This is a genomic window from Palleronia abyssalis (assembly GCF_900302445.1).
In the GTDB taxonomy this organism is placed as follows: Bacteria; Pseudomonadota; Alphaproteobacteria; order Rhodobacterales; family Rhodobacteraceae; genus Palleronia; species Palleronia abyssalis.
On sequence record NZ_ONZF01000001.1, the window covers coordinates 14,440 to 38,716 of the forward strand.

Annotated in this window: 27 protein-coding genes; 16 read left to right on the top strand and 11 right to left on the bottom strand. The window is 64.8% G+C overall.

What is annotated here, in order from left to right; translation table 11 throughout:
* The 5 genes from rpmA to PAA8504_RS00100 all read left to right on the top strand — a co-directional run bounded on the left by rpmA (position 1) and on the right by PAA8504_RS00100 (position 4,422).
* On the top strand, positions 1-270 hold the full coding sequence (rpmA, locus tag PAA8504_RS00080; RefSeq protein ID WP_108892145.1) for a 50S ribosomal protein L27: 270 nt from the start codon (positions 1-3) through the stop codon (positions 268-270).
* 77 nt (positions 271-347) lie between these two features.
* Positions 348-968, top strand: coding sequence for a GNAT family N-acetyltransferase (locus PAA8504_RS00085; RefSeq protein WP_108892146.1), 621 nt, complete (start codon positions 348-350; stop codon positions 966-968).
* Positions 965-1,996 (top strand): GTPase ObgE, encoded by a 1,032-nt coding sequence (obgE, locus tag PAA8504_RS00090; protein WP_108892147.1) that lies wholly within the window; start codon positions 965-967, stop codon positions 1,994-1,996. The genes PAA8504_RS00085 and obgE overlap by 4 nt, the downstream gene beginning before the upstream one ends.
* Entirely contained in the window at positions 1,984-3,096 is a 1,113-nt protein-coding gene (gene proB, locus PAA8504_RS00095) for a glutamate 5-kinase (RefSeq protein WP_108892148.1), read from the top strand. The genes obgE and proB overlap by 13 nt, the downstream gene beginning before the upstream one ends.
* Positions 3,097-3,156: 60 nt before the next feature.
* Positions 3,157-4,422: a glutamate-5-semialdehyde dehydrogenase gene (locus PAA8504_RS00100; protein ID WP_108892770.1), complete on the top strand. Its 1,266-nt coding sequence runs from the start codon at positions 3,157-3,159 to the stop codon at positions 4,420-4,422.
* A 1-nt stretch (position 4,423) separates the two neighbouring features.
* Here the strand turns inward: PAA8504_RS00100 and PAA8504_RS00105 are convergent, their stop codons facing one another.
* The gene (locus PAA8504_RS00105; RefSeq protein ID WP_245897470.1) at positions 4,424-5,008 is read right to left on the bottom strand and encodes a histidine phosphotransferase family protein; all 585 of its coding nucleotides are present in this window, start codon (positions 5,006-5,008) and stop codon (positions 4,424-4,426) included.
* Positions 5,009-5,041: 33 nt separating this feature from the next.
* Between PAA8504_RS00105 and PAA8504_RS00110 the strand changes: the two genes are divergently transcribed.
* From PAA8504_RS00110 to olsA, 3 genes are all read left to right on the top strand, one after another.
* Complete coding sequence (locus tag PAA8504_RS00110) at positions 5,042-5,218, top strand: DUF3553 domain-containing protein (RefSeq protein WP_108892150.1); 177 nt, start codon at positions 5,042-5,044, stop codon at positions 5,216-5,218.
* Positions 5,219-5,336: 118 nt separating this feature from the next.
* The gene (olsB, locus tag PAA8504_RS00115) at positions 5,337-6,107 is read left to right on the top strand and encodes an L-ornithine N(alpha)-acyltransferase (protein WP_370739669.1); all 771 of its coding nucleotides are present in this window, start codon (positions 5,337-5,339) and stop codon (positions 6,105-6,107) included.
* On the top strand, positions 6,104-6,931 hold the full coding sequence (gene olsA, locus PAA8504_RS00120) for a lyso-ornithine lipid O-acyltransferase (protein ID WP_108892152.1): 828 nt from the start codon (positions 6,104-6,106) through the stop codon (positions 6,929-6,931). Before olsB ends, olsA begins: the two co-directional genes overlap by 4 nt.
* Here the strand turns inward: olsA and PAA8504_RS00125 are convergent.
* Entirely contained in the window at positions 6,920-7,546 is a 627-nt protein-coding gene (locus PAA8504_RS00125) for a thiamine phosphate synthase (RefSeq protein WP_108892153.1), read from the bottom strand. The two genes, olsA and PAA8504_RS00125, sit on opposite strands and share 12 nt — an antisense overlap.
* An 84-nt stretch (positions 7,547-7,630) precedes the next feature.
* Here PAA8504_RS00125 and PAA8504_RS00130 point away from each other — a divergent pair, with 84 nt between their 5' ends.
* Genes PAA8504_RS00130 through PAA8504_RS00140 form a run of 3 tightly spaced genes read left to right on the top strand, consistent with a single transcriptional unit; the run spans position 7,631 to position 11,023 of the window.
* Positions 7,631-8,356, top strand: a complete 726-nt coding sequence (locus PAA8504_RS00130; protein WP_108892154.1) for an RNA methyltransferase — start codon at positions 7,631-7,633, stop codon at positions 8,354-8,356.
* Between the two features lie 58 nt (positions 8,357-8,414).
* The gene (ctaA, locus tag PAA8504_RS00135) at positions 8,415-9,557 is read left to right on the top strand and encodes a heme A synthase (protein WP_108892155.1); all 1,143 of its coding nucleotides are present in this window, start codon (positions 8,415-8,417) and stop codon (positions 9,555-9,557) included.
* Positions 9,554-11,023 carry a carboxypeptidase M32 gene (locus PAA8504_RS00140; RefSeq protein WP_108892156.1) on the top strand — a complete coding sequence of 490 codons (1,470 nt, stop codon included), beginning with the start codon at positions 9,554-9,556 and terminating at the stop codon, positions 11,021-11,023. Before ctaA ends, PAA8504_RS00140 begins: the two co-directional genes overlap by 4 nt.
* On the opposite strand, the gene PAA8504_RS00145 is transcribed toward PAA8504_RS00140, so the two are convergent.
* From PAA8504_RS00145 to PAA8504_RS22665, 6 genes are read right to left on the bottom strand one after another with little or no spacing between them, the layout of a single operon-like run.
* Positions 11,011-12,240 (bottom strand): cytochrome P450, encoded by a 1,230-nt coding sequence (locus PAA8504_RS00145; protein ID WP_108892157.1) that lies wholly within the window; start codon positions 12,238-12,240, stop codon positions 11,011-11,013. The genes PAA8504_RS00140 and PAA8504_RS00145 overlap by 13 nt on opposite strands.
* Before the next feature lie 26 nt (positions 12,241-12,266).
* Entirely contained in the window at positions 12,267-13,055 is a 789-nt protein-coding gene (locus PAA8504_RS00150) for a glycerophosphodiester phosphodiesterase family protein (protein ID WP_108892158.1), read from the bottom strand.
* Positions 13,052-14,356 (bottom strand): HlyC/CorC family transporter, encoded by a 1,305-nt coding sequence (locus PAA8504_RS00155; protein WP_108892159.1) that lies wholly within the window; start codon positions 14,354-14,356, stop codon positions 13,052-13,054. The genes PAA8504_RS00150 and PAA8504_RS00155 overlap by 4 nt, the downstream gene beginning before the upstream one ends.
* A gap of 38 nt (positions 14,357-14,394) precedes the next feature.
* Positions 14,395-15,300, bottom strand: a complete 906-nt coding sequence (locus PAA8504_RS00160) for a site-specific tyrosine recombinase XerD (RefSeq protein WP_108892160.1) — start codon at positions 15,298-15,300, stop codon at positions 14,395-14,397.
* Positions 15,297-16,805 carry a hypothetical protein gene (locus PAA8504_RS00165; protein WP_108892161.1) on the bottom strand — a complete coding sequence of 503 codons (1,509 nt, stop codon included), beginning with the start codon at positions 16,803-16,805 and terminating at the stop codon, positions 15,297-15,299. The genes PAA8504_RS00160 and PAA8504_RS00165 overlap by 4 nt, the downstream gene beginning before the upstream one ends.
* Entirely contained in the window at positions 16,798-16,929 is a 132-nt protein-coding gene (locus tag PAA8504_RS22665; protein WP_281259927.1) for a hypothetical protein, read from the bottom strand. Before PAA8504_RS22665 ends, PAA8504_RS00165 begins: the two co-directional genes overlap by 8 nt.
* A 79-nt stretch (positions 16,930-17,008) precedes the next feature.
* Between PAA8504_RS22665 and PAA8504_RS00170 the strand changes: the two genes are divergently transcribed.
* The 4 genes from PAA8504_RS00170 to PAA8504_RS00185 are packed head-to-tail and all read left to right on the top strand — an operon-like array spanning position 17,009 to position 20,428.
* Positions 17,009-17,605 (top strand): shikimate kinase, encoded by a 597-nt coding sequence (locus tag PAA8504_RS00170; RefSeq protein ID WP_370739670.1) that lies wholly within the window; start codon positions 17,009-17,011, stop codon positions 17,603-17,605.
* Positions 17,605-18,714 carry a 3-dehydroquinate synthase gene (gene aroB, locus PAA8504_RS00175; RefSeq protein WP_108892163.1) on the top strand — a complete coding sequence of 370 codons (1,110 nt, stop codon included), beginning with the start codon at positions 17,605-17,607 and terminating at the stop codon, positions 18,712-18,714. Before PAA8504_RS00170 ends, aroB begins: the two co-directional genes overlap by 1 nt.
* Complete coding sequence (locus PAA8504_RS00180; RefSeq protein WP_108892164.1) at positions 18,714-19,829, top strand: aminodeoxychorismate synthase component I; 1,116 nt, start codon at positions 18,714-18,716, stop codon at positions 19,827-19,829. Before aroB ends, PAA8504_RS00180 begins: the two co-directional genes overlap by 1 nt.
* Positions 19,793-20,428 carry an aminotransferase class IV gene (locus tag PAA8504_RS00185; protein ID WP_108892165.1) on the top strand — a complete coding sequence of 212 codons (636 nt, stop codon included), beginning with the start codon at positions 19,793-19,795 and terminating at the stop codon, positions 20,426-20,428. The genes PAA8504_RS00180 and PAA8504_RS00185 overlap by 37 nt, the downstream gene beginning before the upstream one ends.
* A gap of 3 nt (positions 20,429-20,431) precedes the next feature.
* Here the strand turns inward: PAA8504_RS00185 and ssb are convergent, their stop codons facing one another.
* Complete coding sequence (ssb, locus tag PAA8504_RS00190; RefSeq protein WP_108892166.1) at positions 20,432-20,944, bottom strand: single-stranded DNA-binding protein; 513 nt, start codon at positions 20,942-20,944, stop codon at positions 20,432-20,434.
* 141 nt (positions 20,945-21,085) lie between these two features.
* Between ssb and PAA8504_RS00195 the strand changes: the two genes are divergently transcribed.
* A complete protein-coding gene (locus PAA8504_RS00195; RefSeq protein ID WP_108892167.1) occupies positions 21,086-21,679 on the top strand; it encodes a lytic transglycosylase domain-containing protein in 594 nt (197 codons plus the stop codon).
* Positions 21,680-21,686: 7 nt separating this feature from the next.
* Here the strand turns inward: PAA8504_RS00195 and PAA8504_RS00200 are convergent, their stop codons facing one another.
* Together PAA8504_RS00200 and guaA are read right to left on the bottom strand one after the other, a co-directional pair.
* A complete protein-coding gene (locus PAA8504_RS00200) occupies positions 21,687-22,520 on the bottom strand; it encodes a DUF1206 domain-containing protein (RefSeq protein WP_108892168.1) in 834 nt (277 codons plus the stop codon).
* Positions 22,521-22,586: 66 nt separating this feature from the next.
* Positions 22,587-24,173, bottom strand: a complete 1,587-nt coding sequence (gene guaA, locus PAA8504_RS00205) for a glutamine-hydrolyzing GMP synthase (RefSeq protein WP_108892771.1) — start codon at positions 24,171-24,173, stop codon at positions 22,587-22,589.
* Positions 24,174-24,277: the final 104 nt, after the last annotated feature.

Consider the following 24,277-nt stretch of genomic DNA (forward strand, 5'->3'; position numbering starts at 1 on the left):
ATGGCACATAAAAAGGCAGGCGGTTCCAGCCGCAACGGTCGCGACTCTGCTGGCCGCCGGCTTGGCGTCAAGAAGTTCGGCGGCGAAGCCGTGATCCCCGGCAACATCCTGATCCGCCAGCGCGGCACCAAGTGGTGGCCGGGTGAGGGCGTCGGTCTGGGCCGCGATCACACGATCTTCGCCACCGAAGAGGGCAAGGTCACGTTCCACAAGGGCCTTAAGGGCCGGACCTTCGTATCCGTCCTTCCCGAAGCGGAAGCTGCCGAGTAACGCCGGACGCCCGCGACCAAGAATGCAGGGGGGACCGGTCTAGAGCCGGTCCCCTTTTTGCCGTTGAAAGGCAGCCGATGGACCATGATCCCCGCCATCCGACCCGGGTGCGATCCGTCTCGCGCCGCGATATTGCCCTGATGCAAACGACCAGGCTGACCTTGCGTCCGCTGCGCCCGTCGGATGCCGATGCCATCGTTGCCGGTGTGGGCAACTACGACGTGTCGAAGTGGCTGGCCGTGGTTCCGTTCCCCTATACGCATGAGGATGCGCGGCAGTTCCTATCGTCCTCCGCGGCAGAACGCAGGCTGACCTGGGCGATTTGCGATGCCGACGCTTTTCAGGGGATCGTCAGTATCGCCGGGGAATTCGGGTATTGGCTGACCCGCGATGCATGGGGCCGCGGATACGCGACCGAGGCGGGGACGGCGGCGATTGATGCGGCCTTCGCGGACCCGACACGGACTGAATTGCGGGCCAGTTTCATGCTGGGAAACGACCGGTCGGAGCAGGTCCTTCGCAAGCTGGGGTTCCGCCAGACCGGCGTGTCCGAGCGAAGTTTTCGCGCGTACGGTCAGACCGCGCCGGCCGCCAATCTTGAAATCACGCGCGTGGACTGGCGCCGGAGTCGCGGCTTGAGCCCGCGTCGATGGTGGTCTATCGCGCAAGGGTCAGACATGTCGGAGCCGGCGCGATGAAATTCCTCGACCTCGCCAAGATCGAGATCCGTTCAGGCAGCGGGGGGGGCGGTTCGGTCTCGTTCCGGCGCGAGAAGTTCATGGAGTATGGCGGGCCGGACGGCGGTGACGGCGGCCGTGGCGGTGACGTCGTGGTCGAGGTCGTCGATGGGCTGAACACCCTGATCGACTTTCGGTATCAGCAGCACTTCTTCGCCAAGAACGGCCAGCACGGGATGGGCAGCCAGCGCACGGGCGCCAGCGGCGCGGACATCGTCCTGCGCGTTCCGGTCGGGACCGAGATCCTGGACGAGGATCAGGAAACCGTCATCGCCGACATGACTGAACTGGGGCAGCGGGTCGTTCTGGCCGAAGGCGGGAATGGCGGCTGGGGGAACCTGCGGTTCAAGTCCTCGACCAATCAGGCGCCGCGCCGGGCCAATCCCGGCCAGCCCGGCGTCGAACGCACGCTATGGCTGCGGCTGAAACTGATTGCCGATGCGGGGCTGCTGGGGCTGCCGAATGCCGGCAAGTCCACGTTCCTCGCCGCGACGTCGAACGCAAGACCGAAGATCGCGGATTACCCGTTCACCACGTTGCATCCCAATCTGGGCGTCGTAGCGGTCGACGGGGCCGAATTCCTGATCGCCGACATTCCCGGTCTGATCGAAGGCGCGCATGAAGGGCGCGGCATTGGGGACCGCTTTCTGGGCCATGTCGAACGTTCGGCCGTTCTGCTGCACCTTGTCGACGCCACTTCTGAAGATGTCGCGGCGGACTGGCGAACCATCATCACCGAGCTTGAGGCCTATGGCGGCGCGCTGGCCGACAAGCCGCGCGTGACGGTCCTGAACAAGATCGACGCCCTGGACGAGGAAGAGCGCGCGGACCGGAAAGAGGCGCTGACCGACGTCGCCGGACCGGTGCTGGAAATGTCCGGCGTCAGCGGCGAGGGCGTGACCGACGTCCTGAGGGCCCTGCGCGCCGAGATTTCCGAGGATCGCGTCCGTCGCGCCCCCGCGAAAGAGCAGGGGCAATGGCAGCCCTGAGCCCGTCCAAGGCCAAGCGCCTGGTGGTCAAGATCGGGTCGGCCCTTCTGGTCGACCGCCGGACGGGCGACCTGCGCGCAGATTGGCTTTTGGGCCTGGCCGAGGACGTAGCCCGCCTAAAGGCCGGGGGTACGGATGTCGTCCTGGTCTCATCCGGCTCGATCGCTCTCGGGCGAGGGCGGTTAGGGCTGGGGCAAGGTGTCCTGCCGCTCGAACAAGCGCAGGCCGCTGCGGCCGCCGGCCAAATCAGCCTGGCGCGCGCCTACGAGGAAGCCCTGTCGCCCCATGGGCTGACCGCCGCGCAGGTTCTGCTGACGCTTTCGGATACGGCTGATCGACGCCGGTATCTGAACGCACGCGCGACGATGGCCACGCTTTTGGCTCTGGGGGCGATCCCGATTGTCAACGAAAATGATACAGTCGCGACAGATGAAATCCGGTTCGGCGATAACGACCGGCTTGCGGCGCAGATTGCCGTGACGGTCGGGGCGGACCAGTTGGTGCTTCTGTCCGATGTGGACGGGCTTTACACGGCCAATCCCCAGATCGATCCGTCAGCCCGGCATTTACCGGTGATCGAGCAGGTCACGCCCGAGATCGAGGCCATGGGGGGCGATGCCGCCTCGTTCCTGTCGAAGGGCGGGATGCGCACCAAGGTCATGGCGGCTCGCACCGCGACGGGCGCGGGCTGCGCGCTGTGCATCGCTTCGGGAACGGAGCGCAACCCTCTGACGGCGCTGGATAATGGCGCACGGGCATCCTGGTTCTTGGCGCAGACCGACCCGAAGGCCGCGCGCAAGGCTTGGATCGCGGCGATGAAACCGCAAGGCCGGGTGACCTTGGATGCCGGGGCGGAACAGGCCCTCGGCGTTGGCAAATCGCTGCTACCTGCGGGAGTTACGCACGTTTCGGGGGCATTCGGGCGCGGCGACCCGGTGGCAATCGCGGCGACCGACGGTCGCCTTCTGGGTCAGGGACTGACGCGGTACACGGCCCAGGAAGCCGGCCGGATTGCGGGGAAGCGCACTGAAGACATCTCCGCGATCTTGGGGTATCCCGCCCGCTCTGTCCTGATCCATCGCGACGACATGGCATTGTGACGCTGGCATCGATATCGCCCGATGGTGTAGGCAGGACCGAGGACAGCGATGAGGGTCGCGATGAAGGACGAGATCGACATTCCCGCAATGATGGCTGACATGGGCCGTCGCGCCCGGGCTGCTGCTGCAATCCTTGCCACGGCGGATCCGGAACAGAAGGCCCAGGCCTTGCGATCTGCTGCCGATCATCTGATGGCGCGCGCCGGGGATGTCATAGCCGCGAACGACCGCGACATGGCCACGGCCGAGGAGAAAGGTTTGTCGGCGGCAATGCTCGATCGCCTGAAGCTGGATTCCGCGCGCATATCGGGCATCGCCGACTCATTGCGCGCCATTGCGGCACAGGATGACCCGGTCGGCGAACTCATCGACGCCTGGGATCAGCCGTCCGGCATCCATATCACAAGGGTGCGGACGCCCCTGGGCGTCATCGGTGTCATCTATGAAAGCCGTCCCAATGTCACGGCGGATGCAGGCGCCCTGTGTCTGAAATCCGGGAATGCGGTGATCCTGCGCGGCGGGTCAGAGAGCTTTCATTCCTCGGCGGCCATTCACGCCTGTCTGACCGAGGGCCTGCGAGACGCCGGTTTGCCCGAGGACGCCGTCCAACGCGTCCCCACGCGGGATAGGGCTGCGGTTTCGGAAATGCTGACGATGACCGAGTCCATCGACGTGATCGTGCCGCGTGGGGGTAAGGGGCTGGTCGGTCTGGTGCAGCGTGAAGCGCGTGTTCCGGTCTTCGCCCATCTCGAGGGGATCGTGCATATCTATATCGACGCGGGGGCCGACCCCGAGGTGGCCCTGCGCGTGGTGATCAACGCCAAGACCCGTCGGACCGGGATCTGCGGGGCCGCTGAATGCCTGCTGATCCACGATGACGTCGTCGACACGATTGGCCAGGGCGTGATCCGGGCCCTTCTCGACCGAGGGGTAGAGGTCCGCGCCGATGCCCGCCTGCAGTCGATCGAGGGCACGGTTCCGGCACAGGACGAGGATTGGGGCACAGAATACCTGGACAGCATCATCGCCGCACGAACAGTCCCCGATTTGGACGCCGCGGTGGATCATATTCGACGGTTCGGGTCGGACCATACCGATTGCATCGTCACGGCCGACCCCGCGGCCGCCGACCGGTTCGTCGCCACGGTCGACAGTGCGATCGTGACGGTGAATGCTTCGACCCAGTTCGCCGATGGCGGCGAGTTCGGGATGGGTGCCGAGATCGGTATCGCAACGGGACGACTGCACGCGCGGGGCCCGGTGGGTGCACGTCAATTGACGTCTTTCAAGTATGTGGTGCGGGGCGACGGGGCCGTACGTCGCTAGGTCAGGCGGTGATCTTGAGTCCATCTTCCGTGGTCTCGACATCGATCTTGCGATCGACATCATCCGCGGCGTGCCGGGCGAGCGCGAAATGCACGTCCGATGCCGCCGGGATCGGAGCGTCCCAGTCCGAGAGCTGCCGCAGTAGGTCCTGATCCGCGCGCAACCTGTCGCTGACGAGGTTCATGACAATGGCAGGGCCGGGCGTCACGACGACAGAACCGCCGAAGGGCATCAGCGTCTCGGCGCATAGAAGTAGAAGAAGGGAAAGGCGCGCTTCGCTCCGGTCCATGTCCGACGGCGTCAGCCATTCGATGGCGATCCGTCCCTGCGACATGCGATCCACAATTCCCTCGATCTCTCCCCATGCAGTACGTTGCCCGGCTTCGGCCGCACCGAAGGCAAGGCGGAACAGGCGGATGCGCGCATTCGCGGCCTCGACCGAGTCGTGGATCAACGCTAGCTCAGGCGTATCGGCCTGTCCGGTCATGCCGAGCAACTCGAGTCCGTTGTTGATGGCGCCGATCGGACTGATCAGGTCATGGCAGATACGAGAGCCCAGCAGGCCGTTGAATTCCGATGGAATCATGGTCATCCCCTTAAAATACAGGAATCGTCGCAGATGTCTGATATGAATGCTTTGCTAGAACCCGGCATGATCGTGCGCCATCCCGATCGGCCGGACTGGGGCGACGGACAGGTGCAGTCGAATATCGGCGGAACCATCACGGTGATGTTCCGTGAGGTTGGGAAAATTGTCATCGATGGTTCCCGCATCGAACTCATCCCGGTCTTTTGATTTCGGAAGCAATAGCGGCGCAAAAGTTAACAAAAGGTAAACGATGCTGCCGCGTGCACGTGTTGTCCTGATGGCGCAGTCGGACTAGACACCCCCTCAGGATCCAAGCCGGACAAAGATTTCGATGCCCGACCCGCAATTCGATCTTCGGTTCGCTGAAGGGCCTGACGATCTCGCCGATGCACAACGGCTCCGTTATCGCGTCTTCATCGATGAACTGGGGGGCTCCGGCCCGGATGTGGACCATGTGCAGGAACGTGAATCCGACGATTTCGACAGGGTTTGCCGCCACCTGATCCTGCGCGACATGGCTCGTCCGGAGGCGGATCGGGTCATCGGCGTCTATCGCCTGTTGGATGAGGATGGCGCCGCCGAGCTGGGACGGTTCTATTCCGAGGGGGAATACGATCTCAGGCCCCTCTACCGCTCGAAACGAAAGCTATTGGAGCTTGGCCGGTCGTGCTTGCACCGGGACTATCGCGGGGGGCCTGCGATGTATCACCTGTGGACGGGTCTGGCCGAGCATATCGATCGGGTCGGGGTCGAGGTGCTGTTCGGCGTCGCCTCGTTTCATGGCACCGATGTCAAGGCGCTCGCCGCGCCACTGTCGATCTTGCATCACCGCCACCTTGCCCCGGACAATCTGCGCGTTACCGCAAAGCCACCGGGCGCCGTCAGGATGGACCAGCTGGCCGAGGACGCGTATGATCGGCGCGAGGCCATGCGTGCGGTGCCAGCGTTGATCAAGGCGTATCTGCGTCTTGGCGGGACCGTGGGGGCAGGGGCCTGGATCGACACGGCCTTCAACACCACCGATGTCTGCATGGTTATGGATACGCGCAATCTGAGCGCGCGCGCCCGGGCCATCTATACCCGGGCGCGCGGATGACCTGGACGTCGGACATCCCCCCCCAAGTGCCGCGGATCGGGTTTGTCGGGTATGCGCTTGCCTTGGTTCGGGGCAGTTTGTTGGCACTGTGGCTGATCGGGATGCTGGGCCTGCATCTTCTGGTGCGTGGGGTCGAGCGTCCCGTCTTCGGGCTTCACCGGCCCTGGTCGCCGTGGATCACCGTCGCGGTCTGTCGGGGCGCCCTGCAGATCATGGGCCTTCGGCGTCATGCGTCCGGCCCCCGGATGAAGGGCGACGGGGCCATGGTCGCCAACCACGCAAGCTGGCTCGACATTTTTGTGCTGAATGCCGGAGAGCCGCTCTATTTCGTCTCGAAGTCCGAGGTGGCTGGATGGCCGGGGATCGGGCTGTTGGCGCGCGTGACTGGCACGGTCTTCATCCGGCGCGACCGTCGTGAGGCGACCGCGCAACAGCGTCTTTTGGAGGCTCGCCTTCGCGCACGTCACCGGCTGGTGTTCTTCCCCGAAGGCACGTCGACCGACGGGCGCCGCGTGCTACCCTTCAAGACGACCTTGTTCGGGGCGTTCTATTCGGACGAGTTGCGCGACAGGATGCAGGTTCAGCCCATCACGGTCATATACCATCCGCCCGCTGGAGCGGAGCCGCGGTTCTATGGCTGGTGGGGCGACATGGAGTTCGGGGCGAACCTTGTGAAGATTCTGGCCACGTGGCATCACGGCCGGGTCGAGGTGGTCTATCACGACCCCCTTGTCGTTCGGGACTTTCCGGACCGGAAATCCTTGGCCAAAGCCTGCGAAGGCGCGGTCAGGACCCGGCATGGCCAAGGGGTGTCAGTCGCCTGATTGCGACGGAATTTCACGCAAGATCGCGCGCAATCTCTCCAACGGGTCTGGGGCGATCCAGAGCTCTTCCCCGAGGGCGATGAAATCGGTCGATGCCGCCAGACGTACCGCCGCCGCCTCGTCCAACCCGCCCTCGGCCACCACGGGGACCTCGATCATCTCGGACCACCACTGAAACAGATCGTCCTGTGCCTGCGTATCCCCTAGGTCGGGGCCGCCGACAGGGCCGAATGCGACGTAATCCGCGCCCATCTCGCCCGCGGTGATGCCGTCATGCCGCGAGGCGCCGCAAAACGCGCCCACAATCGCATCGGACCCCAGATCCGCGCGGGCTTTCTTGACCTGGCGCGCGCCGTCCGAAAGATGCACGCCGTCCAGCCCGGCCCGTTCGGCCAATTTCCAGTGATCCGACACGACCAGCGCAACGTCCCGCGGTTCGGTGACTACGCGCAGCGCATCGCAGGCGCGGATCAGCGTATCCTCGTCGCGGGTCGCCAATTGAAGCCGGACGCAGGCAACAGCTTCGGCATCCAGGATGCGCGACAGGACAGAAGCGAACGCCGCGTCGATCTGGGGCGGCGAGATGAGGTACAGCTGGGGCAGCGCGTCGGTCATGGCAGTCTTTCTGTGTGTTCGCGCGGGTTCTAGCCGCTGCGACACGCTTTGACCATCACCGCGCGGGCGGCTACAGGGCTGACCATGACCAAAAGCCCAGCGATCATCCTTGTCCGCCCGCAAATGGGCGAAAATATCGGCGCCGCCGCCCGCGCCATGCTGAATTTCGGCCTGACCGACATGCGCGTGGTTGCGCCGCGCGATGGGTGGCCGAACCCGAAGGCCGTGGCGATGGCGTCCGGTGCGGGGCGCGTGCTGGATGAGGCCCGCGTGGCCGAAAGTGTCGCCGAAGCGGCCGATCAGTGCGACTTCCTGTTCGCCACGACGGCACGCGCACGAGACATGAAGAAGGACGCCTACAACCCTGAAGAAGCTATGAAAATGGCCAGGAAAATGGGCGGTCAGGGGCGCCGGGTCGGCATCCTGTTCGGTCCCGAACGCACGGGGCTGGAGAATGACGATGTCGCCCGGGCCCAAGCGGTCGTCACCGTTCCGGTAAACCCCGAGTTTCCATCGCTGAACCTTGCGCAATGCGTCCTTCTGATGGGCTACGAATGGAGCCGCGGGCTTGCCGATGCGGCACCCCCGCCCGAGACCGCGCCAGACCATGCCACGGTGATCGAGGTCGAACGTCTGGCGGACCACTGGGAAGAACGGCTGGAAACGTCGGGCTTCTTCTTCCCGCCCGAGAAGGCCCCGCATATGAAACGTCAGTTCCGAAATTTCTGGTCCCGGATGCCTGTGTCTCGTTCCGATGTGCAGCTTCTCCACGGCGCGCTGCGGCAACTGGTCCGGCGACCCGGCGGCTGACTTGGAATCCGTCCCGAGGGGGCATAACTTGCCGCCGAAGAACGCAAGGGGATCTTAGATGGCCGAAAAACGCTCCATTTTCGAGGAGGTCGGCTCGGACACGGCGGCGCGTGGTGCGACCAAAGGCGGGATGATCGACGCCCGGCCCAAAGGCGCGCGTAAGGCCGTCCGGGCGTGGTTGATCGTGCTGTTCGCCCTCGTGGTTGCGATGATTGCCGTTGGCGGGCTGACCCGTCTGACCGACAGCGGGTTGTCGATCACCGAATGGCGCCCCGTGACCGGCTCGATCCCGCCCATGGGCGCAGCCGATTGGCAGGCGGAGTTCGAGAAATACCAAGGGATTCCCGAATTCCAGATTCAGAACCGCGACATGACCATGGCCGAGTTCAAGGAGATCTACTGGTGGGAATGGGGCCACCGTCAATTGGGCCGGGTCATCGGGCTCGTCTGGGCCCTGGGCTTCGTCGGGTTCCTTGTGGCCCGAAAGATCCCGCCCGGCTGGACAGGCCGCCTTTTGGGACTGGGTGTGCTGGGTGGGCTTCAAGGTGCCATCGGGTGGTGGATGGTGTCTTCGGGCCTGGGGAACGACATGCTGGACGTCGCGTCCTATCGCCTTGCGACCCATCTGGGACTGGCCTTCGTGATCCTTGGCCTCATCACGTGGTTCGCCCTGCAACTTTCGCGCCCCGAGGCGGCTTTGATCCAGGCACGTCGCGGGCGCGAGCCGCAATTGATGACGCTGGGCGGATGGGCGATCGGGCTGACGTTCCTTCAGGTTCTTCTGGGCGCGCTGGTCGCGGGGATTGACGCCGGGCGCAACTATATTGACTGGCCGCTGATGGCGGGTGGCTTCCTGCCGCCCGATCCGCTGCAGATACAGCCCGTTTGGCGCAACTTCTTCGAGAATGACGGTCTGGTCCAGTTCATGCACCGGATGTCGGGATATGTGCTGTTCCTGTTCGGCATCTTCGTATTCATCCGCGCCCGCCGGTCGTCCTACCGCAAGACCCGTGCCGCCTATCACGGCGTGCTGGGAATTCTGGTCCTGCAGATGGTCCTGGGGATTGTCACCGTCATGTATTCCGCGCCGTGGCATCTGGCGATCCTGCACCAATTGGGGGCAGTCGCGCTTTGGGTGCTAGTCATCCGTGCGCGGCACCAGAACGCTTATCCCGCCCAGCAATCCGTGAGGTCCGCATGACCCCGTATGAAGCGCTGATGGACCACCAGCGCGAGACCGAAGTGTTGGGTCAGATCGCCGGTCGGCTAGGCTGGGACCAGGAAACGATGATGCCCCGCGGCGCGGCCGAACAGCGCGGCGAGGAGCTTGGCGTGCTCGAGGGTATGCTGCACGCCCGGCGCACCGATCCGCGGATCGGTGATTGGCTGGAGAAGGCAGATGCGTCCGATCCCGCCGGCGAAGCCAACCTGCGGCATATACGGCGCAGTTTCGAACGCGCTGCACGCGTCCCGGCCCGGCTGGCGCAGGCCCTGGCGCGCGAAACCTCGGTCGCGCAGGGCAAATGGGCGGAAGCGCGGGAAGCGGACGATTTCGCGGCCTTCGCGCCGATCCTGACCCGGATCGTGGAGTTGAAGAGGGAAGAGGCAGCGGCCTTGTCGGGGGGCGGCGATCCCTACGACGCGCTGCTGGACGACTACGAGCCGGGCGCGACTGGCGACACCCTGTCTGCCATGTTCGACGCCCTGCGCCCGCGCCTGATCGCGCTGCGCGACCGATGCCTGGGCGCGACGCGCCAGCCGGCCGCGCTGGATGGTACCTTCGACACCGAACGCCAGCTTCTGTTGTCCCGCAAGCTTGCGGTCGCGTTCGGGTACGATCTGGACCGGGGGCGGATCGACCGGGCGGTGCATCCGTTCAGTTCGGGCAGCGGGATGGACGTGCGCATCACGACCCGGACCGATCCGGCCGATCCGTTCAATTGCCTTTATTCCACGATCCACGAGGTCGGCCACGCCTGCTACGAGCAGAATATCGACCCGGCTTACCTGTTCACCCCGTTGGGGCAGGGCGTGTCGATGGGGGTCCACGAAAGCCAGTCCCGTCTGTACGAGAACCAGCTGGGCCGCTGTTCTGCTTTCACCGGCTGGCTTCACGGTCAGATGGCGGACCAGTTCGGCGACCTCGGCATGGATCGCGATGCGTTCTATGGAACCGTGAACCGCCTGCACAAGGGCTTCATCCGGACCGAGTCCGACGAGGTTCAGTACAACCTGCACGTCCTGCTGCGTTTCGATTTGGAACGCAGAATGATTTCGGGTGACCTTGCCCCGCGGGATCTTGAAGACGCGTGGAACGCGCGGTTCGAGGATGATTTCGGATACCTCCCGCCCAGCGCCTCGAAAGGATGCCTTCAGGACGTGCACTGGTCGGTGGGCCTGTTTGGCTACTTCCCGACCTACACGCTGGGCAATGTCTATGCTGGGTGCCTGAACGCCGCGATCCGGGACGCGATCCCCGATCTGGACGATCATCTAGCGCAGGGCGATCCGACACCTGCGACCAATTGGCTGCGGGACCATGTACAGGTTTACGGCGGGCTTTACCGCCCGCGTGAGGTGATCGCCCGGGCGACCGGATCCGAGCCGGACGAGGGGCCTTTGCTCGACTATCTCGAAGCGAAGTTCGGGGCGATCTACGCGGGCTGACGCAGGGAGACGTTTTCCCAGATCATCCGGCTTTCGGGCAGCGCCGGCAGGCGCGACATGGCCAGGTCCAGGTCCTGCTTTGGGCGGCGGTAGTCGATTCGCGTCAGCCAGTCGGTGAACGCGCGCATGATGGCGATCGTAACCCATTCCCCGGCGCAGCGGTGGCCCGCGTGATGATCTCCACCGCCCTGGGGGATCAGGTCGAACGGGTCGATCTTTCGGTCATCGAACCGGCGCGGGCGGAACATCATCGGATCGTCCCACAGGCGGGCATCATGGTTCGTGCCGTACAGGTCGAGAACGACGCGCGTATCGGGTGCGATGGTCTCTCCGCCGATATCCAGCTCCCTGCCGGTCTTCGCGGCGACGAGGGGAAAGAAAGGATAGTGTCGGCGCACCTCTTGCACGAAGGATTGGGGGCGGTCGTGCACGGCCTCCCACCCGTTTTCGTTGGTGGCAACGGCATGGGCGCAGAAGGTCAAATAGCACGAGACGGCAACGATGGGCCGCACCACGTTGACCAGTTCCACGGCGGCCACCTCCCGCGACAGGGGTGCGCCGTCGACCGTGCGGTAAGATGCGATCTCCTCCAGCGCGGATCCGCGCGGCGGCGTGATCGCGCCGGACCGGGCGCCGGATATCAGGTTTGCCGCCCATGTGTTTGCGCGCTTGCGGTTCGCCACGGCGGCCAGGAAGGTCGGGCGGATCGGGGCCGCGTGTTCGAACAGGGCCGACAGCATTCGGGTTCGACCCTCTACGTCATCTTCGGACAACGGAACGCCCGCGAAGTCGCAGGCAACGCGGGTCAGGATACGCTCCATCTCGTCCTGCACGCACAGCCGATCCGGGCTCTTTCGGGCCAGATCGTCCAGCGCCTTTGCCACCTGCGCTGCGATGCGGTCCGGCGCGCCCTTGTCCATGAAGGACATGAACATGGCCTTACGCTTTTCGTGTTCCGCCTCGTCCAGCGACTGGATACCGCTATCGCCGAACAGCGTCATTTTCAGGAAAGACGGCGCGGCACCGGCGCGGATCATTCCTTCGCCATAGAACACCCGCGCGCAGTCCGGTCCGGTCAGGAAAACCGTGTCCGCCAGCATGAGCTTGCCGTGGAAGGCATCCGCTTCGAGCTTGCCCGCGATCCGCGATACCGTGCGGTAGGGGTCGCGGGCGATGCGGAGCGTCAGATCGCCGTTGGTGGCGTAGGGAAGATGCATGGTATCGGAGTCCTGTTCTTTTACCCTCAATGCGGACCGGGGCCCTCAGGGTTCACAGCCCGACGAAGTGTCGGCCACGCTCCGCGTTCCTGCATGACCTGGCGCAATTCCCTTGGACAGTCCGTCATCAGGCCATCGACGCCAAGGTCTAGCAGGTCCGTCATCTCCTGCGGATCGTCCACCGTCCAGACGTGGACCTTCGTCCCGGTCGCATGGGCTGCACGAAGGAACCGCGTCGTTACCACCGGTATGCCCTTGAATTTGGTCGAGACCTGAACGCAGGGGACCTGCGCACCCCCGGCAGGCACCCGCCATCCGCGAAGCCAGACGCGGGCGGCGCCTCCCAGGGACGGGGACCAGCACAGGCGTTGTCCGAACCGGTCCAGAAGCTGCTTGGTGCGGTGGAACTTGAAGGATGCGGCCAGAACGCGGTCCAGCGAACCTTTGATCGCGTCGCCCATCGGCCTAACGACGTCGTCGGTCTTGGCGTCGATGTTCAGCCGCAGGTTCGGGTGATCCGCCAAAACCTGATCCAGCCGTGCAACGCGGCCCCCGCCGACCAGGTCCATGCGCGACAACTCGGCCCAGCTCAGCTCCCGGATACACCCGGGACGGCCCAGCAGCCGGTCCGTCGTATCGTCGTGGAACAGAACCGCGACCCCGTCCGAAGTCGCCTGCACGTCCGTCTCGACATAGTCGTAGCCCAGATCGACGGCGCATTGGATGGCCTCGGCGGCGTTCTCGCAGCAGCTCTCGGCCGCGCCGCGATGGGCAAAGGCGATGGGGTGGGGAACGTCGAGATACGGGTGCGTCACAAGGGACGGATCTTGAGGCGGGTAATGCGGTTGTCCACCCTTTGCATCACCTCGAACCTGAAGCCATGAAAGCTGAACACCTGTCCCTGGGTCGGGATCGTCTGCGCTTCGTGAATGACCAACCCGGCGACGGTGTTCGCTTCCTCGTCCGGAAGCTGCCATTCGGCCGCGCGATTCAGGTCGCGGATCGTCATGCCCCCATCCACGATCCAGTCGCCAGCTTCGGTGCGGCGATAGGGGGCTTCCGCGTCGAGGTCGAATTCGTCTGTGATCTCGCCCACGATCTCCTCGAGGATGTCCTCCAGCGTAATGAGGCCCTGCAGCGCGCCGTATTCGTCCACAACCAGCGCGAAATGCGTATGGCGGCGCAGGAATTCGCGCATCTGGTCGTCCAGGGTGGTGACCTCGGGGACGAAATAGGGGGGCATCACCACGTCGCCGATGTCGAAATCGGCCAGGTCCTCACCGCTCGCCGCGGCCGCCCGGCGGGCATATATCGCCCGCAACAGATCTTTCGCGTGGATCACGCCGATGATGTTCTCGTGCTTTTCGCGATAGACGGGCAGGCGGGTGTGCGGGCTTTCAAGGCACTGGCGCAGAAGCTCGGCCGTGGGATCGTCGGCGTTCAACATCTCGATCTTCGAGCGGTGGAGCATGATCTCCTCCACCGTCCGCTCGGCCAGGTCGAGCGCGCCGAGAATGCGGTCGCGGTCTTCCTTTTCGACGACGCCCTCGGAATGGCCCAGGTTCAGCGCACCCTCGATCTCTTCGCGGATGGCCAGGATCTGGCTGTCGGGATCGGTCTGCACGCCGAACAGGCGCAGGATCAATCGCACCAGCGCCCGCACCGCGCCGACAACGGGGGCGAACAGGCGAACGACGATGGCGATAGGTCCCGACACACGCGCCGCTGCCGTCTCGGCGTTGGTGATGGCGTAGGTCTTGGGCAGAACCTCGGCGAAGATCAGGACCAGAAGTGTCATGATGAGGGTCGCGAAAGCCACGCCGCTTTCCCCAAGCATCCGGGTGAACAGGGCCGTCGCCAGCGATGTGGCCAGAATGTTGACGAGGTTGTTGCCCAGCAGAACCGAGCCGATCAGACGCTCGCTGTCCTCGGTGATCTTGAGCGCGCGCTCGGCCGATTTGGAGCCGCGATCGGCCTGCGAACGCAGCTTGCCGCGCGATGCCGCCGTCAGCGCCGTCTCGGAGCCCGAGAAGAAGGCCGAGCACATCAGGAGGAAAAGGATCGCGCCCACCGAGGTCCAGAAGGCCGCGTCGAATATGCTAGAAGAGGGGTCCATGATCCAGCGTTATGGGGCGCAGGGCCGGGGCTGACAAGTCAGCCTTTTGCAAGCGGGTGATGTTGAAGAACCAGTTCCTGCAGGCGCTGGTCCAGGACGTGGGTGTAGATCTCTGTCGTTGCGACGTCGGCGTGGCCCAGAAGCGCCTGAATCGCCATCAGGTCGGCGCCTCCGGCCAGGAGGTGGGTGGCGAACGCGTGGCGCAGGGTATGGGGCGTGACCTTCGCGGGATCGAGGCCAGCTTCCAGCGCGATCTCCTTGATCAGTTGGAAGAACCGGTGGCGCGTCAGATGGCCGGCCTTCCCGCGCGAGGGGAACAGAAAGCGCGATGGTGCCTTCGCATCGTCGGTCCCGTCGCGGATCGTCAACCATGTCGTCAGGGCCGTCCGCGCCCCGTCGGTCAGAGGCACGACCCGTTCCTTGCCGCCCTTGCCGCGGATCAACAGCATACGCGGATCGCCGCGCGCGGCCGCCACGGGAAGGGAGACAAGCTCGGTCACCCGCATTCCGGTGGCATAGAGGATTTCCAGAAGGCAGGCGTTGCGCACCTTGTCCGCTTCGGCTCGTCCGGTTCGGCGGGCGGCGTCGATCAGGCGGTCGACCTCTTCCACTTCAAGTGTCTTGGGCAGTCGCTTCTCGCGCCCCGGACCCTTGATCCGCAGCGCAGGATTGTCCGTCCGCCAGCCTTCTTCATAGGCGAACCGGAACAGGCCCTTGATGGCGGACAGACGCCGTGCGCGGGTCGAGACGGCCAGCCCCTGATCGGTGCAGTGGAGCAGATAACCCTCGATATCCGAACGGTCGATATCGGGCAGATCGCGCCCGCCCATCCAGGTCCCGAAATCGCTGAGGTCGCGCATATACGCGAGGCGCGTGTTTTCAGCCGCACCGGCCTCGGCCGCGCGGGCATCGATGAAGCTGGAAATTTGTCGACCGAGTGTCATTGTGCCGCGTCCATCACGACGAGTTCGATCGCGGCGCGGAAGGCCGTGTCGCGCAGGCCCGTGGCCGACAAGATCGAAAGACCGTCGGTCAGCGCGTCAAGGTTGTTGCCGGCCCCGGCCTCGACCAGGCGCACGGCATGCAACAGCGCTTCGCCGGTCCGGTTCTGTTCGATCAGGGCTGATACGCTTTGGGGTATGTCTTCCGCCAATCCCGCCGCGATGGCCGCAAGTCGCGGATCGCGCTGGTCCTCGGGAAGGTCCCGCCGTTCGACAAGCGCAGCCAGTGACGGATCGGGGCTGTCGGCACTGTGGCCTGCCAGAAGCGCTAGGCGCGTTGCGATACGGCCCGCGCGCCCCTCCATTTTCAATTCAGCCACTTTCGCGCCGACCATTTTTGCCAGCGCGGGAAGAAGGTGAGCCTCGGACATCAGGTCCCAGGCGCGGGGCAGGGCGTCGGACAGCGCATCGGCATCGTTTGCCCGCAACGCACGCGCGACCTCGCGCGCGGCGGCAACCCTGTCCCACGGCAGCCCAGAGGCGGCGGGTTTACGTTCGTCGTAGATCGACCAAAGATCGCCAGGCGCCACGGCGCCGTACCGGGCCAATCGCTCGGCGGCCTCGATGCGGGCCATCCAGCCCGTGATCGGGCGCAGGTCGGCATGGGCGAATGGCAGTGGCAGGGAGGGGGTGCGCAACGGCTCGCCAATCGCCTCGTAGAGCAGGAAATCCAGTGGCGACGGGGTGGCCGGCGGCGGCAGCAACCCGGGCTGGCTGTGCGCGTCGAGGAAGCGAGTCAGGCGTTCTGTCTCGGCCAATGTGACGACACCAAGGGCGCGCGCCGTCTCCAGCGTCACGGCGGCCGCATGCCAATCCCCGGACCGGGCCAGGCAGAAGATGCGGGCGGGATAGGTGGGCGTGATTTCGGGCAGGTCGCGCATGCGCTGGCAGGCCTGCGTCTCGGACCCCGTCAGAATGGTCAGATCGAACCAGCGGCGGAAGATCTCGGGGTCCTGATACCCCGCCAGCGTCATCATCTCGCGCGCGGACCCGAACCGCCCCAAAGCCAGCAACGCGTCCAGACGGGCCAGATAGAACGCCTGGCCCATCGCGCTGTCGCGCGGTGGCGTGGCCCGCACCGTCAGAACGTCGTGGAGCAGTTTCTGCATCGACGGCAGACTGGGGGGCCGCATCTCTTGCACCTGCCGGATCAGCGTCGAAGCCTCGGACTCGGCCCACAAATCCCCGTGCAGGCCGCGATCCGCAGGATCCGTCAGGCCGATGAGGTCGGGGATCGGCCGATCCAGGGGGCGGACTACGATCCGACCCGGACGGGCCGAATCGGTTACGGCCGGTTGTTCGGCGATGGGCGGTGCCGGGGGTGGGACCGACACGGTGTCCGACAGCCAGTCGAGCGCGGCCAAAGGTTGCTGCGCCGCAACCGGGCCGGCGCAGCACACCAGCGCCAGGAAGCCGCAGCGCGCGCGCGATCGAACCTGCTTAATCATTGAGATTGACGGGTATCCTGACGTCTTCCTGTTCGGGATCGAGATTGCCCAGATACGCGAACCCGACCAGCCCGACGAATCCAAGAAACGCGAGAATGATCAGGAATTTCAAAAGTTTGAACATCGCTTGCCGTCTTGCCCCGCCACCTGTCCCCGCGTCTCCGGCGGGATGTAAGCGGTTTATAGCTGGTCTTTCGCGCAAGATCACGCCATTCAGGGCCCGTTTTCCCACGAGTGAGCGAGACCACGCTGAACCCATGCGCCGTCTGAAGAAAACAGTTTGCATGGTCGGGATGATGGGCGCGGGAAAGACCGCGATCGGCTCGGCCGTCGCGCGAAGTCTCGGGGTGCCGTTCCTCGACTCGGATGCCGAGATCGAGCGGGCCGCGAATGAAAGCATCGCGGGGATTTTCGAACGGTGGGGCGAGCCGTTCTTCCGTCAAAAGGAAAGCCAGGTCCTGACGCGTCTGCTGGATGGGCAGCCTTGTATCCTGTCGACGGGCGGCGGCGCTTACATGGCCGCCGGCAACCGCGCGACGATTACCGAACGCGGTGTCGCGCTGTGGATCAAGGCGGCCCCCGAGATTCTGTGGGCCCGGGTCCGGCACAAGGACACCCGTCCCCTTCTTAGAACCCCCGATCCGAAAGCCGCCCTGATGAAATTGATCGAACAGCGTGATCCGATCTACGCGATGGCGGATCTGACAGTTGAATCCGAGGCTGAGATGTCAGTCGAGAGGATGGCCCAGAAGACGATCGACGTCATCGCCACGCGGCCCGATGTCTTGGAGATGGCGTAATGGATAAGGTTCAGGTCGATCTTGGCGCACGTGCCTACGACGTCCTCATCGGTGCCGGGCTTTTGCAGCGCGCGGGCACGTTGATCGGACCGCTTCTGCATCGCCCCCGGGTGGCGATCGTCACCGACGAAACGGTTTCCCGGCATCATTTGCCCGCCTTGGAGGCGGCGCTGACAGAACAGGATATCGCACATTCGACCCTCAGACTTCCCGCCGGCGAGGCGACCAAGAACTGGGACGATCTTGGGCGAACGGTCGAATGGCTGCTGGCTGAACGCATCGAACGTCGGGATATCATCATTGCGCTGGGTGGCGGCGTGATCGGCGATCTGGCGGGATTCGCGGCCGCGATCCTGCGCCGGGGCGTGCGATTCGTGCAAATTCCGACATCGCTTCTGGCGCAGGTCGACAGTTCGGTCGGGGGCAAGACCGGCGTGAATGCTCGCGCGGGCAAGAACCTGATCGGCGCTTTCCACCAGCCCAGCCTCGTGCTGGCCGATATCGATTGCCTTGGCACGCTGACGCCCCGGGATTTCCTAGCCGGGTACGGCGAGGTGGTGAAATACGGATTGCTGGGCGATGCCGCGTTCTTCGCCTGGCTGGAGGAGAACGGACCGGCGCTGGCCGAGGGGGATCCGACGCTCCGGGCCGAGGCCGTGCGGCGTTCGGTCCAGATGAAGTCCGACATCGTGGTCAGGGACGAGACCGAACAGGGCGACCGCGCGCTTTTGAACCTTGGCCATACCTTCTGCCACGCGATCGAGGCGGCGACGGGGTATTCCGACCGGCTGCTCCACGGCGAAGGGGTCGCCATCGGATGCGCCCTGGCGTTCGAGCTGTCGGCGCGTCTGGGCCTGTGCGCGCAGGAGGATCCGAGCCGCGTTCGCGCCCATCTTGCGGCGATGGGGACACGGCGGGACCTACGGGACATCCCCGGCGATCTGCCTGATGCAGACGGGCTTCTGGACCTCATGGCGCAGGACAAGAAGGTGGTCGATGGACAGCTGCGCCTGATCCTGGCGCGCGGAATCGGGGATGCCTTCGTCACGGCGGACGCGCCCGCCGATGCGATCCGGTCCGTTCTTGCGGACGCGCTTGCCCAGCGGTGATGCACCACGTTACCTTCGACGACGGTCCTCTGGGCCCGACGCGGTTCGCAGCACCGACGCGCCTGATCGAGGCGTGGGAGCCGTCGCAGATTGACGACGCGTTGGCGGCGTTGGAGGAGGCGAGAGCCGACGGGCTCTGGCTGGCGGGCTATGCCAGTTACGAGCTGGGGTATGCCTTCTCGCGCAAGCTGTCGCCGTTGCTGCCCGAGGGGCGCGATCTGCCGCTTCTGGCGTTCGGCGTGTTCGACGGGCCCGAGCCTGCGCCGCAACACGATCCCGGTCCGGCCGGGCTGGACGACATCGCCCCGGTCTGGACCGCCGAGCGCTATGCTCAGGCGTTCGAGCGGGTGCAGAATTACATCGCCGCAGGTGACATCTATCAGGCGAACCTGACCTTTCCGCTGACCGCGTGGGCGACCGGGACGCCGGCCGACCTTTACGCCGCGCTGAAACGCCGTCAGCCTGTTAGCCATGGGGCGCTGGTCGAACTGGGCGGGGCTGCCATCCTGTGTCGCTCGCCCGAGTTGTTCTTCGATATCCAGCCGGATGGACGCATTCTGACGCGGCCCATGAAAGGCACCGCGCCCCGCGGCATGACGGCCGAAGAGGATGCGATCCTGAAATCCGACTTGGCCCAGAGCGAGAAGAACCGCGCCGAGAACCTGATGATCGTCGATCTTCTGCGCAACGACATCAGCCGTATCTGCCGCATCGGCTCTGTCCGGGTGCCGCGGCTGTTCCATGTGGAGACTTATGCGACGGTTCACCAGATGGTGTCGGACGTCGAGGGGATGCTTCTGCCGCGGATCGGTCTTGCCGAGATCTTCCGGGCGCTGTTCCCCTGCGGATCGATTACCGGGGCCCCGAAAATCCGGGCCATGCAGATCATTCGCGAGGTCGAGGAAAGCCCCCGCGGCGCCTATTGCGGCGCGGTTGGGTGGATCGCGCCCGATGGCGCGATGCGGATGGGGGTCGCAATCCGAACCGTCACCGTCTGGCCAGACGGAACGGCGCGCCTGAATGTCGGGGGCGGGGTCGTGCATGATTCGACCGGTGCCGGCGAATATGAGGAGGCATTGTGGAAAGCCCGTTTCGCGACCCTCCCCCCGGCCTGAAAATCATCGAGACCCTGCGCCTTGCCCCGGACGGCCCGGTGCGCGGGGACGCGCATCTGGCACGGCTGGCAAGGACCTGCGCGACCTTCGGTGTTCCGTTCGATGTCGGTCGTGCCGGGGATCGTCTGTCGCAGGCCTGTTGGGGGGGGGCAGATCTGCGCGCGCGGCTGACGGTGGGCCTGGATGGACAGGTCGACCTGGAAACCTCCCCGCTTGCCCCGGGGGCGTCGCGATGGCGCGTCCGACTGGCGACGGGGGTCGTCGCGGGCGATCCGTGGCGTCGCGTTAAGACGACGCATCGCAATATCTACGACGCGGCGCGTGCCGCGATGCCCGAGGGGACGGATGAGGTGGTGTTCCTCAACGACCGGGGGGAGGTTTGCGAAGGGGCTATCACCAACATCTTTCTTGCACGCGATGGCCGTCTGCTTACGCCCCCGGTGGAGTCGGGGGCGCTGCCGGGGATCCTGCGGAAGACACTTCTGGACGATGGACGGGCGGTCGAGCGCGCCCTTCGCCCGCCGGACCTGATGTCCGGCGAGGTGTTTGTCGGAAATTCGCTGCGTGGACTGATCGCGGCTGACCTGATCGACGGGTAATCCTCAGAACGGGATCTCGTCGTCCATATCCGAATAGCCGCCACCGCCACCGCGCTCATCTCCGCCGCCGCCGCTGCTACCGCCGCCGCCGCTGCTACCGCCGCCGTAACCACCGGATGAGCCACGGTCGTCATAGCCGCTGCCACCACCACCGCCGCCTTCACCGCGCCCGTCGAGCATCGTCAGCGTCGAGGTGTAGGGGCGCAGCACGACCTCGGTCGAATAGCGATCCTGGCCGCTTTGATCCTGCCATTTGCGGGTTTCGAGCTGGCCTTCGATATAAACCTTCGAGCCCTTTTTCAGGTATTGCTCGGCCACGCGCGCCAGCGGTTCGGAGAAGATCGCCACCGAGTGCCATTCAGTCCGCTCGCGCCGTTCGCCCGTGTTGCGGTCTTTCCAGTTCTCGGACGTCGCGATTCGCAGATTGCAAACCTTGCCCCCGTTCGAGAACGTCCGCGTTTCAGGGTCGCGGCCCAGGTTCCCGATCAGGATTACCTTGTTGACGGATCCGGCCATGGTTCGCTCCTTCTCGATTCGCGTGTCGGCGCAAGCTGACATAGGTCGGCGGGGAGTTTAACAGCCGATTGTGTCGGGGCTGGCAAAACGAAGGCGCCCCCGGTAGGCTTCCGCCGACGATCGGACAGGAGGGGGGACACCATGATCCGACTGACCGTTGCGGCGGCACTTGCATTCATGCCGGTCGCCAGTGGGGCTGAAACGCTGTTCGGCTCCAAGAGCGCATCGGGATTCGCCTCGAAGCTCAACGTGATCGACGGAAGGGCCGCGTCGCAATACGAGGGATCGACCCGCCTTCAGCCGATCATCAAGGAAGGGCCGGAACGAAAGACCACGGTCGTCTCTGCGCCCGTTGTCGCGCGGACGAGTTATCGCGGGACGTTCCTGACCCCCGCAAAGCAGGCGGCAAAGCGACACGGCATTCCAGAAGCGATCTTCGTGAACCTCGTTACGCGGGAATCAGGATGGAATCCGGGTGCGGTCAGCCACAAGGGCGCCATCGGTCTTGCGCAGCTGATGCCCGACACAGCGCGGCTTCTGAGGGTGGATCCGAACGACCCGATCCAGAACCTGGATGGTGGCGCGCGTTATCTTGCGCAGCAGTATCGGGCTTTCGGGGACTGGCGCTTGGCGCTTGCGGCCTACAATGCCGGCCCCGGTGCAGTGCAAAAGCACGGTGGCGTTCCGCCCTATGCCGAGACCGCGGCCTATGTGACCGCGATCCTGGGACAATAGGCGTCGTTCAGCTGAACTTCGCAGCCAAGGTTTCGATATCCGGATCGGATGCGCGCGGCACGATCCGGTAAACTGCGTTCACTGCACAGAAGAGCGCGAAGCACAGAAGGCCGATGCAGAGCGCGATCACCAGGATCTGTCCATAGGCCTGTCCAGAGAGCCAGGAAAACACTTCGCCCATCCCGCCGGCCTGATCCGGCGAATAGGTCCACGCCGCGTAGAGGATGAAGAAGCCGATCATGGCGACGACGAAGCCTTGCGCCGCGACCCCGATACGCAGAAGGACATCCCAGTTGCGCGTCACCTCGTTGCCGCGAAGGTGTTTGCGGTAAGCCCGCTCATATGCTTTCTTGCCGTAATACAGCCCTGCGCCAATGGTCAGGACGCCGGCTATTCCGAGAATCCAGCGTCCCGCCGGCCACGACAACACCGCTTCGGCGGCTTTCGAGAACGTGCTTTGTTCACCGCTGCCCGAGCTTCCGGTGAAGATCAGAAGCGCCGCACCGATGCCCAGCCCCAGGTGGATCGCTCCGGTGATGCACATGCCCAACCGTGCGACGATCCCTTCACCGTCCGATCCGTAGCATTCAAGATCCCACGCGGCGTCGATCAACCGCCAGGCCGCATAGCACACCATGCCCATAAAGATTACGAACAGCACCACCGTTCCCCATGTTGATGTCTCAAGCGTCTTGAACACCGAGGACGTGCCTTCGGCGCTACCGCCGGAAAACAGCGATTGCAGTGAAACGCCCGCCACAGCAAGATAAACGAGCGCTCGGCCGGCATAGCCCAAGCGCATTACGGGCACTGCCCAGTCGAAGTCTCCGTTGGACGCCATGATCCTGCCTTCCGTTAGGTTCGCAGGGGCAACACCGCAGCGGCTACACCGTTCCGTGAAGAGGCGTTATTCCCATTCGATCGTTCCCGGAGGCTTCGAGGTGATGTCATACGTCACGCGGTTGATGCCGCGAACGTTGTTGATGATCCTGGTCGCCGTCTCGCCCAGGAAATCATGCGTGAAAGGATAATAATCGGCGGTCATGCCGTCCACACTGCCCACCGCACGCAGGGCACAGGCATAGTCGTATGTCCGCCCGTCGCCCATCACGCCCACGGTCCGCACTGGCAACAAGGCGACGAAGGCCTGCCAGATATCGTCATAAAGGCCATGCTTGCGGATCTGGTCGATATAGATCGCATCGGCCTCGCGGAGGATATCAAGCTTTTCGCGCGTGATCGCACCGGGGCAGCGGATCGCAAGTCCGGGGCCGGGGAAGGGGTGGCGGCCGATGAACCGGTCAGGCAGGCCAAGCTCGCGCCCCAGGGCACGGACCTCGTCCTTGAAAAGCTCGCGTAGAGGTTCGACCAGCTTCATGCCCATCTTCTCAGGCAGGCCGCCGACGTTGTGGTGGCTCTTGATGGTAACACTTGGGCCGCCGGAGAACGAAACCGACTCGATCACGTCAGGGTACAGCGTCCCCTGTGCCAGGAAATCCGCGCCACCGATCTCCTTGGCGTACTTCTCGAACACGTCGATGAACAGCCCGCCAATGGTCTTGCGCTTGATCTCGGGGTCGCTGACCCCTTCGAGAGCGTTCAGGAACAGGTCCGCTTCGTCGGCATGGATCAACGGCAAGTTCATGTGGTCGCGGAACATGCCCACGACCTCCTCGGCCTCGTTCTTGCGCAGAAGGCCGTGGTCTACGAAGACGCAGGTGAGCTGATCGCCGATCGCCTCGTGGATCAGCACGGCCGCGACGCTGGAATCGACCCCACCCGACAGCGCACAGATCACCTTGCCGTCGCCGACCTGATCGCGGATCGCCCGCACGGCCTGCTCGCGGTAGGCCCCCATGGTCCAATCGCCCGTGAACCCCGCCAGCGCACAGAAGTTGGCAAAAAGGCCTGGGCCGTTCGGGGTGTGGTGCACCTCGGGGTGGAACTGCATGCCGAAGAATCGGCGGTCGGGGTCGGCCACCACGGCATAGGGCGCGCCGCTGGATGTTGCGAAAGGCACGAAGCCCGCCGCCAGGCGCGAGACGTGATCGCCGTGGCTCATCCAGACCTGCTCGCGCCCGGTGTGGAACCAGCCCTTCAGAAGCTCCAGCCGATTCTCGGTGGGTTCGATGAACGCGCGGCCGAACTCGGCCGATCCGGCCGTGCGCACGACCTCGCCGCCCAGCATGTGCATCATCACTTGCTGGCCGTAGCAGATGCCCAGAACCGGCACGCCCAGCTCGAAGACCTTCTGCGGGGGCTTGGGCGATCCCGCATCCGGCACGCTTGCCGGTCCGCCGGACAGGATCACGGCCCGCGGCGCGAATGCGTCAAGGAACGCGTCGTCCACGGCGTTGAAGGGATGTATCTCGCAATAGACGCTGAGTTCGCGCAGGCGGCGCGCGATCAGTTGCGTCACCTGGCTGCCGAAATCGATGATCAGCAGCTTCTGGTGCGGGGCCTGGTGGGCGGGGGCTATGGGCACGTCGGTCATATCTCGCGCGATAGCGCCGGGCGCGCACGCGCGCAAGCGCGAGGGCATGTCGGTTTTCGGCGCAAGGCGGCGTAAACGAGCGACGACAGGGGCGGTGAAGCGGA

Coding starts and splice junctions, on each gene's coding strand:
- rpmA (WP_108892145.1), top strand. CDS start 1: ATGGCACATAAAAAGGCAGGCGGTTCCAGCCGCAACGGTCGCGACTCT.
- PAA8504_RS00085 (WP_108892146.1), top strand. CDS start 348: ATGGACCATGATCCCCGCCATCCGACCCGGGTGCGATCCGTCTCGCGC.
- obgE (WP_108892147.1), top strand. CDS start 965: ATGAAATTCCTCGACCTCGCCAAGATCGAGATCCGTTCAGGCAGCGGG.
- proB (WP_108892148.1), top strand. CDS start 1,984: ATGGCAGCCCTGAGCCCGTCCAAGGCCAAGCGCCTGGTGGTCAAGATC.
- PAA8504_RS00100 (WP_108892770.1), top strand. CDS start 3,157: ATGAAGGACGAGATCGACATTCCCGCAATGATGGCTGACATGGGCCGT.
- PAA8504_RS00105 (WP_245897470.1), bottom strand. CDS start 5,008: ATGATTCCATCGGAATTCAACGGCCTGCTGGGCTCTCGTATCTGCCAT.
- PAA8504_RS00110 (WP_108892150.1), top strand. CDS start 5,042: ATGTCTGATATGAATGCTTTGCTAGAACCCGGCATGATCGTGCGCCAT.
- olsA (WP_108892152.1), top strand. CDS start 6,104: ATGACCTGGACGTCGGACATCCCCCCCCAAGTGCCGCGGATCGGGTTT.
- PAA8504_RS00125 (WP_108892153.1), bottom strand. CDS start 7,546: ATGACCGACGCGCTGCCCCAGCTGTACCTCATCTCGCCGCCCCAGATC.
- PAA8504_RS00130 (WP_108892154.1), top strand. CDS start 7,631: ATGACCAAAAGCCCAGCGATCATCCTTGTCCGCCCGCAAATGGGCGAA.
- ctaA (WP_108892155.1), top strand. CDS start 8,415: ATGGCCGAAAAACGCTCCATTTTCGAGGAGGTCGGCTCGGACACGGCG.
- PAA8504_RS00140 (WP_108892156.1), top strand. CDS start 9,554: ATGACCCCGTATGAAGCGCTGATGGACCACCAGCGCGAGACCGAAGTG.
- PAA8504_RS00145 (WP_108892157.1), bottom strand. CDS start 12,240: ATGCATCTTCCCTACGCCACCAACGGCGATCTGACGCTCCGCATCGCC.
- PAA8504_RS00155 (WP_108892159.1), bottom strand. CDS start 14,356: ATGGACCCCTCTTCTAGCATATTCGACGCGGCCTTCTGGACCTCGGTG.
- PAA8504_RS00160 (WP_108892160.1), bottom strand. CDS start 15,300: ATGACACTCGGTCGACAAATTTCCAGCTTCATCGATGCCCGCGCGGCC.
- PAA8504_RS00165 (WP_108892161.1), bottom strand. CDS start 16,805: ATGATTAAGCAGGTTCGATCGCGCGCGCGCTGCGGCTTCCTGGCGCTG.
- PAA8504_RS22665 (WP_281259927.1), bottom strand. CDS start 16,929: ATGTTCAAACTTTTGAAATTCCTGATCATTCTCGCGTTTCTTGGATTC.
- aroB (WP_108892163.1), top strand. CDS start 17,605: ATGGATAAGGTTCAGGTCGATCTTGGCGCACGTGCCTACGACGTCCTC.
- PAA8504_RS00180 (WP_108892164.1), top strand. CDS start 18,714: ATGCACCACGTTACCTTCGACGACGGTCCTCTGGGCCCGACGCGGTTC.
- ssb (WP_108892166.1), bottom strand. CDS start 20,944: ATGGCCGGATCCGTCAACAAGGTAATCCTGATCGGGAACCTGGGCCGC.
- PAA8504_RS00195 (WP_108892167.1), top strand. CDS start 21,086: ATGATCCGACTGACCGTTGCGGCGGCACTTGCATTCATGCCGGTCGCC.
- PAA8504_RS00200 (WP_108892168.1), bottom strand. CDS start 22,520: ATGGCGTCCAACGGAGACTTCGACTGGGCAGTGCCCGTAATGCGCTTG.
- guaA (WP_108892771.1), bottom strand. CDS start 24,173: ATGACCGACGTGCCCATAGCCCCCGCCCACCAGGCCCCGCACCAGAAG.